Origin of the sequence: Mesorhizobium sp. M7A.F.Ca.AU.001.01.1.1, assembly GCF_004022735.1 — a bacterium.
Classification (GTDB): Bacteria; Pseudomonadota; Alphaproteobacteria; order Rhizobiales; family Rhizobiaceae; genus Mesorhizobium; species Mesorhizobium ciceri.
Genome location: NZ_RZPF01000089.1, coordinates 1 through 12852 on the forward strand (window position 1 = coordinate 1; position 12852 = coordinate 12852).

The following is a 12852-nucleotide window of genomic DNA, read 5'->3' on the forward strand; positions in this document are numbered from 1 at the left end:
GGGTATCAACACTGCCGTAGCCCGATGGTCGAAGATCAACGGCAGCGTGTTCTCATCGAGGCTGAGAAGATAGTCCGCGCCGGCGTGCGCACCGATCGACAGTTCGTCTGCGCTGGCCGAATCGACGCTGACCACAAACCCCTGTGCCTTGAGTGCCCGCACTGCCTCAGCCAGCAACGGAAACGGCGTCTCCGGCAGGCAGCCCAGATCGATGACATCCGCGCCGGCCGCAGCCAGCATCGAGGCCCTCGCCATCAGGGCCTCGACCGACAGCATCGGCGCATCGACGATCTCGGCGAAGATGCGCATATCGTGACGCGTCAGATCCGGCGGTTTGCCCGCCCGGCCAAGGAAGGCCGGAAGGTCGGCGATCTCGTCGGGGCCGCGCACAAAGGGCACGCCGAAATGCTCCGACAGGTGTTCGATGTTTCCCCGATAGCGTCCGGGCAGGATGACGCGGTCGACGTCTCCTGTCAGAGTGAGCCGACGCTTCACGATGTCCTCGCTCATCAGCGCGGCGACCTTGACGCCGACGTCGACGATTTCCCACACGAATTCGGTTCTGCCCAGCCCGGTCAGCAGCCGTTCCAGCCGCGCCTTGGCCAGATGGCCGGTAAGAAAAACCAGCCGCTCAGCCATCGCTTGCGAGTTCGGCCTGGCGCCGTGTGAGCGAGGCTTCGAGATCAGCGAGCGACTCGACCACCAGGGTCCGCTCGAAACTCTTCAACTGTTTGGTATTTTCCAGGTCGATCCTGCGCGGATAGACCTTGACCAGTCCGTGCGGTGCCTGGGTTTCGAGTTCCGGCGCAGTGTCGCAAGCAAAGACGATGGCTGGCACACGGCACTTTCCCGCTTGGGCAAAGACATTGGTGGCGAGCGTGTCGGAAATGCCATGCACGCATTTGGCGACCGTGTTGGACGTGGCCGGCGCCACCACGACCGTGTGATAGACACCGTGGTAGAATTCGCCGACCGGGATCGCGCTTGCGGTCTTGTCGTGCAGCACGCGCGTCGTCTCCGGGAAATCAAGTTTAAGCTTGTACATGCGCAGCACTTCGTTGGCGGCCTTAGACACGAAGACATCGCAATGTTCGAGCTGGCGAACAAGTGCGAAGCTCTCCGTAAAAAAATGCCCGGAACCCGTCAAAACCCACGCCCAGCGCGGCACATGCAGCTTCACCATCGGCTATCCCGCCTTCTTTGCCGACGACCCTGTTGAAGCCACTATCCGGATGCCGGGCAGCTTGCCCGACGCGAGCATCGCGCTGGCCCCGGCAGCATCCTTCGGACCGGCGAGATGGAAATCGATGCCGTCGGGCAGCATGGCGGCAAAGCCTGGGTCGACAATGCCTCGGGCCCTCAGGCTGTCAGCGGTATCGCTGTCGAAGAATGCACCGGTCTGCTTGACAAGCAACAGCGCGTTTGCGCCAAGCTTGCCGGCAAGCCAGGCGGCCAGAGAATCGGAGGTAATGTCCCAGGAGGCCGGAACATCCAGCGCCGGCAGTGCCAGTGACGACGGCAGCCACACCGGAACCTTCCCCGCCTCCAACACTCGCCCGATCTCGTCCAGCGACCGTGCCGGCGCCAGCCTTTCGTCCCGGTCGAGGATGACATGGCCGAACTGCTCCATGGCCAGGATCGCCATGGCATGAGCGGCGGTGTCGGAAAACTCCATGCTGGTCTGCGTCTCGCGCACATGGTCGGCAAAGAGCCCGCCGCCGGGCACGATGACGATCGGCAGCCTGGAACCCGCCAGCGCTGCGATCCAGCTCTTCATCTCCGCCGCATGGGCCGTGCTGCCGCCAAGCTTGACGATGGCCCGTCGAAGCATTTCGGGGCGCTCCTGGCGCGGCCGGAAAACAACGCTTCGGTCTTTTCGGCCAGCAATGCCGGAGGCAGCACCGCGTCCCGCCGATTGGCGCTTGCGTTCGATCTCAACGCCGACGCCGCCAGGGCCGAGCTCGAGCTTTTCCACCCTAACCGTGACGCGCACGACACGCTGGTTCTCCAGCACGTGCGCTGCCACCTGCTCGGCCAAAGCCTCGCTGAGCTGGATATGGCCCCGCGCGACGATGGTGCGAATGCCGTCCATGATGATGTCGTAGGAGAACACATGGCGCATGTCCTCGGGATGGTCGGTGATTTGCAGCACATCGGCGATCACATCAAAGCGCACTTTTTGAGTATGGCCATGCTCGAAGCTGTAGGCACCGATCTGGACCGGCAGAACAAAATCCCGCACAAAAATCCTGTCCGTGCCCAGTGTCGGGTCGGTGTCCGGCGAATAGCCTCTCGCTGCCAACAGGCGATAGTCGATACTCGATTGATCGCCGGTCCCGGATTCCGCTGGGATCAACTCGCGAATCTGCGAGACCGCCTCGGCGCTGATCGAACTCGTGCGACCGGAATGGCCACACAGCGCCCCCCGAAAGCCGAGAAAATCGGGAGCGAAAGGCAATAGGCGCGGAATATCCGGAGCTTCCAGCGATCCACTCAGGCCGACCATCAGACCGAGCGATTTCGTTCGATCGACGAATCCCGGAATACGCTCCGGCGGCAGATGATCGAGCAGCCGGCCCTTCCCCTTTTGCGCGGTATCAACCATCACGCCGTGGAAGCGATGCCTGGCGAACATCGGCAGAAGCTCGAAGTCCGGCGCCAGATCGGCAAACAGCACGGCAATCAGCTTCGTTCGTGCGGCGAGCGGTTCAAGCGCCTGTGCGCAGGCAGAGATATTTGCCGAAGGAAAAAATCCGATCTTCACATAGTCGACGCCGGTCGCCGCGATCTCTTCGGCCTTGATGCGGATCGTTTCGGGTTCCATCGGCAGGTCGCCGCAGACAGCGCTGACCGGAGCCCGACCCGCGATGAAAGAGATCGTTCGGAGCATAGTTTCCATGGACACCGCGCCCAGGGCTCCCGCCTTCGGGTCCTTCAGGTCGACGATATCGACACCTCCAGAAAGAGCGATCTCCGCCTCTTCGATGCCGGTGACGCTTGCCAGCATTCTGGTCATTTGAACAGTTTCTCCAGTTTGGAGGACAAGACGCTTTTATAGAGGCGGTCGATCCCCCTGCGCCACGTCTCGCCGGTGTTGCCATGCGAATCGATGCTGGCGACCTTCCGCACCGTTCTGGCAGGCGCGAAAAGTCGTCCTATAGGGTTTGATAAATTTTGCGGGTCGGCTAAGTTGATCATGGGCACCTTGACTTGGCGCGGGTCCGGCAACCGTCGAACCTCTGCGCAAGAATGGGTAATTACTATCGATGACGAGCGCGGTGCCAGGCACTCTCGCTGCCTTTTTGTGCTTTTTTTCCCTGACCGTCAACGTTTCCGACGCGACAGGCCAGGAAACGGTGGCGAAGCCGGAAAAAAAGATAACTGAAATCAAGATAGGCTATTTGCGGGCCTACGCACCGCAATTGACGCTTTCCATGCTCGACCTGCCGCCACGTGACGAAGGTGTCGCCGGCGCCGAGGTGGCGATCGGCGACAACAACACGACGGGAAAGTTCACCAACCAGAAATTCAGCCTCGACGTGACCGAGGTCAAGCCCGACGGCGACGCGGTTCAGGCATTCGAAGGCATGATCGCCAAGGGCGACCGCTATGTGGTCGCCGATCTTTCAGCCAAACAATTGCTGTCGATCGCCGACATCGCCCGCGACAAAGGCGTGCTGATCTTCAACGTCGGCGCCACCGACGACAGCCTTCGCGAGGAGGACTGCCGCATCAACGTTTTCCATATCGCGCCGACGCGCAGCATGCTGGCCGACGCGCTGGCGCAGTATCTCATGGTGAAGAAGTGGCCGAATTGGGTGCTGCTCTATGGATCGCATGAGCAGGATCATCTCTACGCCGATGCGCTGCGCCGCGCGGCAACCCGCTTCGGCGGCCAGATCGTCGCCGAGAAGGAATTCAAGGATACCGGCACAGCCAGGCGCACCGACACCGGCGCCACGCAGATACAGCAGCAGATTTCCGTGTTCACGCAAGACGTGCCGGAGCATGACGTGGTGCTTGTCGCCGACGAAAGCGAGGTTTTCGGCACCTACGTGCCCTACCGCACCTGGACGCCGCGGCTGGTCGCCGGCACGGCCGGTCTGGTTGCATCGTCATGGCATCCCGCCAGCGAACAATGGGGCGGCATCCAGATGCAGAGCCGCTTCCTGAAGACGACGAGCCGGCGGATGCTCTCCAAAGACATGTCGGCCTGGACCGCGGTGCGTGCGGTCGGCGAGGCCACCACGCGCACCAAGGGCGACGATGCGAAAAAGATCAGCGACTATATACGCTCTGACGATTTTTCGGTTGCTGCTTTCAAGGGGCAGAAGCTGACCTTCCGCAAATGGAACCTCCAGCTTCGCCAGCCGATCTTGCTTGGCGACACCAAGTCGGTCGTCTCGACATCGCCACAGGAGGGCTATCTTCACCAGGTCTCCGAACTCGACACTCTCGGTGTCGATCAGCCGGAAACGAAGTGCGCTCTCAAGTAGAGTCAATCGGGAGGAATTTGCGTGCAGAAACGAGCTTGCGCATTCGCCATTCTCGCGGCCGGCTTCACGGCCAGCCCGGCATCGGCCTATACGGCTTACGTGTCCAACGAGAAGGACAACACGATGACCGTCGTCGACACGGCGACGATGCAGGTGGTGAAGACCGTCGAAGTCGGCCAGAGACCTCGCGGCATCACCATCTCGCATGACGGCAAATTCGTCTATCTATGCGCCAGCGATGACGACACGATCCAAATCATCGACACCGCGACACTTGAAATCGTCGGTACGCTGCCATCCGGCCCCGATCCCGAATTGTTCGTCCTCTCGCCCGACGGCAAGACGCTTTATGTCGCCAATGAGGACGACAATCTCGTCACCGCCATCGACGTCGAAAGCAAGCAGGTCCTGGCCGAGATACCAGTCGGCGTGGAGCCGGAAGGCATGGGTGTCAGCCCCGACGGCAAGACCATGGTCAACACCTCGGAAACCACCAGCATGGCGCATTTCATCGACACCGGCACGCATGAGGTGACGGACAATGTGCTGGTCGACACGCGCCCTCGCTTCGCCGAATTCAAGCCCGACGGCTCGCAGGTCTGGGTCAGCGCCGAGGTCGGCGGCACCGTCAGCGTCATCGACAACGCCAAACGCGAAGTGGTGAAGAAGATCCAGTTCGCGATTCAGGGACTGCGGGCCGAAACCATCCAGCCGGTAGGCATCGCCATCAGCGCCGATGGCAAGAAAGCCTATGTCGCGCTCGGCCCGGCGAACCATGTCGCGGTGATCAATACCGACACTTATGAGGTGGAAAAATACATCCTCGTCGGCCAGCGCGTCTGGCATCTGGCCTTCACGCCCGACCAGAAAACGCTGATCACCACGAATGGCAATTCCAACGATATCACCTTCATCGACACGGCCACCGACGAGCCGGTCCAATCGCTCACTGTGGGCCAGCAGCCCTGGGGTGTGGTCATTTCGCCCAAATAGCAGACATTGATCATCGGGAGGCTCAAGACATGAAACTTTGCCGTAGGTTTTTCTTCGCCGCGCTCGCCGGATTTGTCCTTGCTCCGATCGTAGCAAACGCCGACGATGCGACGTCAAAACCGTCGCGTGCCAGCAAGAACCTGCCGGAATTGATTATCGGTTCGGCCGATTCCACCTATGCGGTCAATCAGAAGGACTTCGAGCTGATCGCCGGCCAGGGCTATCGCTGGAAGATCACGTCCAAGGGCGGTTTCGAGTACAAGTTCGTGACCGATCTCTTCCGCAATGTCTGGATGGACCAGATCGTCATCAACGATTTGGAAGTGCATATGGACGGCGGACCGGCCTGGCTGGAATTCGACGACGCGGGAACGATCCAGGTGCAGTTCCATACCGTTCGCCCGGGCGAATATACCTGGTCGGTTCCCGACCTTGCCGACAAGGGACTGAAGGGCAAGATTACGATCAAGTAAGACAAAAGGCGATCAGGGGCGCCAATAGGCCAACGCGTCCTGAAGGAGCGATCCGGTATGCAGCATATGAGGACAAGCGGACCGGGAGACGAGGTGGCGGCGCTCGATGTCCGAGCCGTCAGCCATTCCTATGGCCAGAAGCGGGCGCTCAACGACGTCTCCTTCTCGATCGCGCCGGCGACTTTCACCGTTCTGCTCGGCCTCAACGGGGCCGGCAAGACGACGCTGTTCTCACTGATAAGCCACCTCTACGACACGCGTCACGGATCGATCCGCATCTTCAGCCATGACATTCGCCGCGCGTCCGGCGAAGCACTCAGGCGGGTCGGCATCGTGTTCCAGGCACGCACGCTCGATCTCGACCTCAGCGTCTACCAGAATCTCTCCTACCATGCCTCGTTGCATGGCATTGGCGGACGCGAAGCTCGCCAGCGCATTGCCGCGCTGCTGGAAACGGTCGACATGCAGGGCCGCCAGCATGACAAGGCACGCAGCCTCTCCGGCGGTCAGATGCGGCGCATCGAAATCGCCAGGGCGCTGCTGCACCGACCTTCCCTGCTCCTGCTTGACGAGGCGACCGTCGGCCTGGATATCGAATCTCGCGCGGGCATCCTCGCCACCATCCGCAAGCTCGTCCAAGCAGAGGGCATCGGCGTGCTCTGGGCCACGCATCTGATCGACGAAGTCGAAGACGCCGACCATGTCATCATACTGCGGCGGGGTGACCTGGTCGCCAGCGGCAAGGTGTCGGATGTGATCCGTGCGAACGGCGGAAGTTCGATTCGCGAAACCTTTTCGAAGCTCAGCCGCGTCGATGCGGCGGGCATGACGGAGACGTCGCCATGAGCGCCCCTTCGATGCCCGGAAAGGTCGCCGGCATCATGCCGGTGCGGTCCGAGCCATTCGGCCTGCGCCACTATCTCATTTGCCTGAAAGGCGTCGTCCTGCGCGAGTGCCTGCGCTTCCTGCACCAGCGCGAACGCTTCATTTCCTCGCTGGTCCGGCCGCTGGTCTGGCTGTTCATCTTCGCGGCCGGCTTTCGCCAGGTGCTTGGCGTGTCGATCATCCCGCCCTACAAGACCTATGTGCTCTACGAGGTCTATATCACGCCGGGCCTTTGCGGCATGATCCTGCTGTTTTCCGGCATGCAGTCTTCACTGTCGATGGTCTACGACCGCGAGATGGGCAACATGCGCATCCTGCTGGTCAGCCCGTTTCCGCGCTGGTTCCTGCTGGTGTCGAAGATGCTGGCCGGTGTGGCCGTATCGATCGTGCAGGTCTACGCGTTCCTGATCGTTGCCTGGTTGTGGGGCGTCAAAGCGCCGCCACTCGGCTATCTCTATGTTCTGCCGGCACTGTTCCTGTCGGGCATGATGCTTTGCGCGCTCGGCATGCTCTTGTCTTCGCTGATCAAGCAGCTTGAAAACTTCGCCGGCATCATGAACTTCGTCATCTTTCCCGGCTATTTCGCGTCTCCGGCGCTGTATCCCTTGTGGCGCATCCAGGAGGCGAGCCCCCTGCTCTACAAGATCTGCCTCTGCAACCCGTTCACCTATGCCGTCGAACTGATCCGTTTTGCCTTCTACGGGCAGATCGAATGGCTGTCGCTGGGCGTCGTCGCCGGCTGCACGCTGCTGTTCCTGGGCGGCGCCATCATCGCATACGACCCTTCGCGCGGTTTGGTGATCCGCAAACAGGACATGGGAGGAAACGCCTGATGGCGCGAATGAGACTTGTTCACACTCTGGTTCTGGTCACCACGCTTGCGTCGATGGAGGGCGCCGCCGCGGCAAACACCGATCCCGACTGGCCCTGCATGCAGCGTAAGGTGCCACAGCTCTCGCTTGGCCAGATCTGGAATGGGCCGGAGCTTCCGGCGACCGCGAAGGATTGGGCGAAGGATCCAGGCGTGTCGGCGCTTGTCGATGCTGTGGCGGCCCGGCGGACGCCGATTGCACAAGCCCAGAAGGAGATCAAGGATTTCGCGACTTCCCTACCGCCCGAGCAGGTCGCAACCAAAATGACGATGCTGGTGCAGGGAATGTTCGATCACATGGACGCCGAGCGTTCGCACGTGATCTCCGGCATCTCCCGCTATGCCCACAAACAGCTGGAAATGGCGGCACAGTTGCGCAAGGAAGCATCCGAAGTGGACGCGCTGCGCGCCAAGGCCGATGCGGATCCGGACGAAGTAGAACGGCGAACCGATCAACTGAATTTCGCGACGCGAATTTTCAACGAACGCGTCCAGTCGCTGACTTATGTCTGCGATGTGCCGACGATAATCGAGCAGCGGCTTTACCAGTTGTCGAAGACTGTCTCGGAAACGCTCATCGTGAAGAAATAGACCTTGGCCGCCTGTCTCACGACTCTCTGCCAGGCAGCACACGCCAGCGCTGCACGAAATAACCGGGATGCGTCTCGATCCACCTTGCCACCAGCGGCTGCGCCTGCATGAAGGCAGTCCCGGGATTCATCGCCAGACCGTCTACCATTTCCTCGCGTTGTTCGCAGGTCCGCGGTCCATCCGTCAGGCAGACCATCATAACGAGTGTGTAAAGCATTACCCCTTTTCCCCATCGAATTCCCGAACCCATACCCGGGAGAGTTCCGAACAGTCTGCAGGGGTTGCACATACAGATCGCTTACGGTGTGAAAGGACGTGGCCCCCGCTCTTTCGCACTGCAACATAACATATCGCTTATATAATACCAACGAGCGCGGGCGTTCTCCACCGGACTTTCATCCGTTGCGCTCGTGCAGTGTCATCCAGCCTTGTCTGGATACAGCTTTCCGAAAAGGGGCAGGTACATTGCGCCCTTGCGCATCAGGAAATCGTTGAATGTGGCCATCGCCGGCGAGATTGCGTGATCGGTTCGCATCACCGAGAACCATTGTCGGCGGATCGGCATGCCGACAACGTCGAGGATGACAAGCCGGCCTGCCTCGGTTTCCGCAGCGATGGTGTGAGCAGAGATGAAGGCGATGCCCAGACCAGCCATCACCGCCTGCTTGATCGTTTCGTTCGAGGCCATCTCGACACCGAGGTCGTCGATGCGCCCAGGCACGTCGCTCAGGAATATTTCCAACGAGATACGGGTTCCGGAGCCGGGCTCGCGAATAAGGAAATGCTCCTCGGCAATCCGCTCCTTGGAGATATCGCGCGCCGCCACCAAGGGATGGTCGGGCGGCGCGATGATGACCAGCGGATGATCACCGAAGACCGAAGCACGCACCGGAACCTCTTTCGCCGGACGCCCCATCAGCGCGATATCGATGTCGTGGTTCCTGAGGTTGTCGATCGTCTGGGCACGATTGCCGATGGCAAGCCGCATGTCGATGTCGGGATGGTCCTTCATGAACGCAGCCATCAGCCGCGGCGCGAAATATTTGGCTGTGGAAACGACGCCGAGCCTCAAGCTGCCGGTGCGTACGCCCTTGATGGCATCCATCTTGTCTTCGAGCAAACCGAGATGCTCCTCGATAACCTGCGCTGTCTCGACGAAAGCCAGACCTGCGGCAGTGGGACGCATGCCGTCCGACGTTCGGTCGAACAGAGCCAGCTGGAATTCTTCCTCCACTTGTCGCAGTTGGATTGTCAGCGCTGGAGGAGACAGGCCTAACATCTTGGCTGCGCTGACAATTTTGCCGCACTTGATGATTGCCTGGACGGTCTTGAAATGCTTGAGCGTGAGGTTTCTCATGTCGCATACTAAGTTATTTTTACTGACCAGGTAAAGTTATTGAATTTTACTTATCGTGTGACGTTTGTTTCCATTCCTCCAGTCCAGCCGCTCCGAGGAGATGCGGCCGGAGGGGAGGTTACGATGCCAGCGGCAACGCTCGACGCTTTTCTGAACTCCTATCTCGGCCAGCCAGACGAATTCCGCTCGGCCGTTGTGACGACCGTCCGTCAGTTGACACAGGCCGCCATCAAGGTCCGCAACACCATCAACCAAGGGGTGCTCGGCGCCGCCTTTGCCGAGACCCGTGGCGCCAATGCCGACGGCGACGTCCAGAAGGATCTCGACGTCTTCTCCGACGACATCTTCCTCGACGCCATGCGCCGTGCGCCGGTGGCGCTTTACGCCTCCGAGGAGCTGGAGCAGCCAGTCCTGCTCGACAGGCAAGCGCCACTCGCCATTGCGATCGACCCGCTCGACGGCTCTTCCAACATCGACACCAACGTGTCGATCGGAACGATCTTCTCGCTCCTGACCGCAACTGGCGCGCCGGACGCTGATCCGGCCGCCTCTTTCTTGCAGGCGGGCGTGAACCAGCTAGGCGCCGGTTTCTTCATCTATGGGCCGCAGCTGGCACTCGTCCTGTCGCTCGGCAGCGGCACGCATGTCTTCGTCTTCTCGACAAGGCTCGGCACCTTCGTCCAGGCCTATGAAAGCCGGATCATTCCGCAACGCACTCAGGAGTTCGCCATCAACGCCGCCAACTACCGGCACTGGGACGAGGCTGTGCGGCTCTATGTCGACGACTGCCTGGAGGGCACCGAAGGACCGCGCGAGAAGGATTTCAACATGCGCTGGATCGCCTCTCTGGTCGCCGACTGTTACCGCATATTGATGCGCGGCGGCGTTTTTCTCTACCCCGGCGATCGGCGCAAGGGCTATGGTCAGGGACGGCTGCGCCTCGTCTACGAGGCCAACCCGATCGCCTATCTCATAGAGCAGGCTGGTGGTGCCGCCACCGACGCGATCACCCGCATCCTGGAAATCGAGCCCGAGAGCCTGCATCAGCGCGTGCCGATGATCTTCGGGTCGGCGCGGGAAGTCGCGCGCATCACGCGCTACCACACAGAGCCGAGCAACATCGGTGAGCGTGCGCCGCTGTTCAGCCGCCGCGGCCTGTTCAGAGCCTGAGCTGCACCATGTCAGCCAAGCACCCCATCATCACCATCACCGGGTCGTCGGGCGCCGGCACGACCTCGGTCAAGCGCATCTTCGAGCTGATTTTCCGGCGCGAGAACATCGAGGCCGCTTTCATCGAAGGCGACGCATTTCACCGCTACGACCGCGCGGCGATGAAGGCAAAGGTGGCCGAGGAGGAAAAGGCCGGCAACCCGAACTTCACCCATTTCAATGCCGCGGCCAACGAACTCGGAATTCTCGAAGAGGTGTTCGCGGAATATGGCCGTCGCGGAACCGGCAAGACCCGCACCTACATTCATGATGAGGAAGAGGAAAAGCAGCACGGCACGCCACCGGGAACCTTTACCGAATGGCGCGAATTCGCTCCCAGCGACCTGCTCTTCTACGAGGGGCTGCACGGCTGTGTCGTCACCGACACGATCAATCTGGCCAAGCATGCGGATCTCAAGATCGGCGTCGTGCCGGTCATCAATCTCGAATGGATCCAGAAGATCCATCGCGACCGTTCGACACGCGGCTATTCCACCGAGGCGGTGATGGACGTGATCCTGCGCCGGATGCCCGACTATGTCCGCTACATTGTCCCGCAATTCTCGCAGACCGCCATCAACTTCCAGCGCGTGCCGATCGTCGATACGTCCAACCCGTTCATCGCGCGCTGGATTCCGACACCCGACGAATCGATGCTGGTTATCCGCTTCGCCAATCCGCGCGGCATCGATTTTCCGTATCTGCTGTCGATGATCCACGACTCGTTCATGTCGCGGCCAAATTCCATCGTGGTGCCAGGCAACAAGCTCGATCTTGCCATGCAGCTGATCCTGACGCCGCTCATCCTGCAATTGGTTGAACGCAAGAGCCGTGTGTCGTGAGGAGGATGCAATGACCAGCCAAACAGCACTGAAGCCCGTCACCACAACCGCTCTCGTCTCTGAGCGCGACATGGCGAACGCCATTCGCGCGCTGGCGATGGACAGCGTCCAAAAGGCGAATTCGGGTCATCCCGGCATGCCGATGGGCATGGCCGATGTCGCAACGGTGCTGTTCAACCGCTTCATCAATATCGATCCGTCGAGACCGGACTGGCCCGACCGTGACCGTTTCGTGCTTTCAGCCGGCCACGGCTCGATGCTGCAGTACGCGCTGCATCATCTGCTCGGCTACGAAGACATGCAGGTCGAGGAATTGCAGCGATTTCGGCAGCTGGGCAGCCGCACCGCCGGACATCCGGAATACGGCCATGCGCTTGGCGTGGAGACCACCACCGGACCGCTTGGACAGGGCATTTCCACGGCGGTCGGCATGGCGCTGGCGGAACGCATGCTTGCCGCCCGCTACGGTGCCGATCTGGTCGATCATCATACCTATGTGATTGCGGGCGACGGCTGCCTTCAGGAGGGAATCAGTCACGAGGCGATAGATCTCGCTGGTCACCTGAAGCTTTCCCGCCTGATTGTCTTCTGGGACGACAATGCGATTTCCATTGACGGGCCGACCTCCCTCTCCACGTCGATGGACCAGCCGGCGCGCTTCAAGGCCGCCGGCTGGGATGTCCAAAGTGTCGCCGGGCACGACATGGCAGCAGTCGCCGCGGCAATCGAGGCGGCGCGGCGGTCGGATCGGCCATCGCTGATTGCCTGCCGCACAGTGATCGGCATGGGTGCCCCCAATCTCGGCGGTTCGGAAAAGACGCACGGCGCACCGCTGGGTGAAGCAGAGATCGCCGCGACACGCGAAAACATCGGCTGGGCCCACGCGCCGTTCGAGGTGCCGGATGATATCCTTTTCGCCTGGCGCGAGATTGCCGGTCGCGGCGAAGCGATGCGGCGCGCCTGGGAGCAGCGGCTTGCCGCCTCGCCGCGACGCGAGGCTTTTGAAAACGCCGTCGCCGCCGAACTGGCCGACACGGTCTTCGACGCGCTCGAAGCCTTTCGTCGCGAACATGTCGAGAAGGCAACCAAGGTGGCGACGCGAAAAGCCTCCGAAATGGTGCTGGAGGCCATCAAC

At 61.0% G+C, this 12852-nt stretch carries 14 protein-coding genes; 9 read left to right on the forward strand and 5 right to left on the reverse strand.

Annotated features, from left to right (window positions below; all coding sequences use genetic code 11):
- The 3 genes from EN884_RS08070 to EN884_RS39410 all read right to left on the reverse strand — a co-directional run.
- On the reverse strand, positions 1 to 639 hold a 639-nt coding region (locus EN884_RS08070), incomplete at its 3' end, for a DUF6513 domain-containing protein (protein WP_245491910.1).
- Complete coding sequence (locus EN884_RS08075; RefSeq protein WP_013532041.1) at positions 632 to 1183, reverse strand: flavoprotein; 552 nt, start codon at positions 1181 to 1183, stop codon at positions 632 to 634. The genes EN884_RS08070 and EN884_RS08075, both read right to left, overlap by 8 nt.
- Positions 1184 to 1186: 3 nt before the next feature.
- Positions 1187 to 3016, reverse strand: a complete 1830-nt coding sequence (locus EN884_RS39410) for a (5-formylfuran-3-yl)methyl phosphate synthase (protein WP_082826446.1) — start codon at positions 3014 to 3016, stop codon at positions 1187 to 1189.
- Positions 3017 to 3266: 250 nt separating this feature from the next.
- Between EN884_RS39410 and EN884_RS08090 the strand changes: the two genes are divergently transcribed.
- From EN884_RS08090 to EN884_RS08115, 6 genes are read left to right on the forward strand one after another with little or no spacing between them, the layout of a single operon-like run.
- Positions 3267 to 4496 carry an ABC transporter substrate-binding protein gene (locus tag EN884_RS08090; RefSeq protein ID WP_063167851.1) on the forward strand — a complete coding sequence of 410 codons (1230 nt, stop codon included), beginning with the start codon at positions 3267 to 3269 and terminating at the stop codon, positions 4494 to 4496.
- Positions 4497 to 4517: 21 nt separating this feature from the next.
- The gene (locus tag EN884_RS08095; protein ID WP_013532045.1) at positions 4518 to 5489 is read left to right on the forward strand and encodes a YVTN family beta-propeller repeat protein; all 972 of its coding nucleotides are present in this window, start codon (positions 4518 to 4520) and stop codon (positions 5487 to 5489) included.
- Between the two features lie 29 nt (positions 5490 to 5518).
- Positions 5519 to 5962 (forward strand): hypothetical protein, encoded by a 444-nt coding sequence (locus EN884_RS08100; protein ID WP_013532046.1) that lies wholly within the window; start codon positions 5519 to 5521, stop codon positions 5960 to 5962.
- A gap of 57 nt (positions 5963 to 6019) precedes the next feature.
- The gene (locus EN884_RS08105) at positions 6020 to 6808 is read left to right on the forward strand and encodes an ATP-binding cassette domain-containing protein (protein ID WP_063167850.1); all 789 of its coding nucleotides are present in this window, start codon (positions 6020 to 6022) and stop codon (positions 6806 to 6808) included.
- Between the two features lie 35 nt (positions 6809 to 6843).
- Positions 6844 to 7680, forward strand: a complete 837-nt coding sequence (locus EN884_RS08110) for an ABC transporter permease (RefSeq protein ID WP_050580490.1) — start codon at positions 6844 to 6846, stop codon at positions 7678 to 7680.
- Positions 7681 to 7733: 53 nt separating this feature from the next.
- A complete protein-coding gene (locus EN884_RS08115; protein WP_244514294.1) occupies positions 7734 to 8309 on the forward strand; it encodes a hypothetical protein in 576 nt (191 codons plus the stop codon).
- Positions 8310 to 8325: 16 nt separating this feature from the next.
- On the opposite strand, the gene EN884_RS08120 is transcribed toward EN884_RS08115, so the two are convergent.
- Positions 8326 to 8526, reverse strand: coding sequence for a hypothetical protein (locus tag EN884_RS08120; RefSeq protein WP_013532050.1), 201 nt, complete (start codon positions 8524 to 8526; stop codon positions 8326 to 8328).
- A 201-nt stretch (positions 8527 to 8727) separates the two neighbouring features.
- A complete protein-coding gene (locus tag EN884_RS08125; protein WP_013532051.1) occupies positions 8728 to 9666 on the reverse strand; it encodes a LysR family transcriptional regulator in 939 nt (312 codons plus the stop codon).
- A gap of 123 nt (positions 9667 to 9789) precedes the next feature.
- Here EN884_RS08125 and EN884_RS08130 point away from each other — a divergent pair, with 123 nt between their 5' ends.
- The 3 genes from EN884_RS08130 to EN884_RS08140 all read left to right on the forward strand — a co-directional run.
- A complete protein-coding gene (locus tag EN884_RS08130; RefSeq protein WP_013532052.1) occupies positions 9790 to 10836 on the forward strand; it encodes a class 1 fructose-bisphosphatase in 1047 nt (348 codons plus the stop codon).
- Between the two features lie 8 nt (positions 10837 to 10844).
- Complete coding sequence (locus EN884_RS08135) at positions 10845 to 11717, forward strand: phosphoribulokinase (protein WP_013532053.1); 873 nt, start codon at positions 10845 to 10847, stop codon at positions 11715 to 11717.
- 10 nt (positions 11718 to 11727) lie between these two features.
- A partial coding sequence (locus EN884_RS08140) for a 1-deoxy-D-xylulose-5-phosphate synthase N-terminal domain-containing protein (protein WP_245491911.1) occupies positions 11728 to 12852 on the forward strand: 1125 nt, incomplete at its 3' end.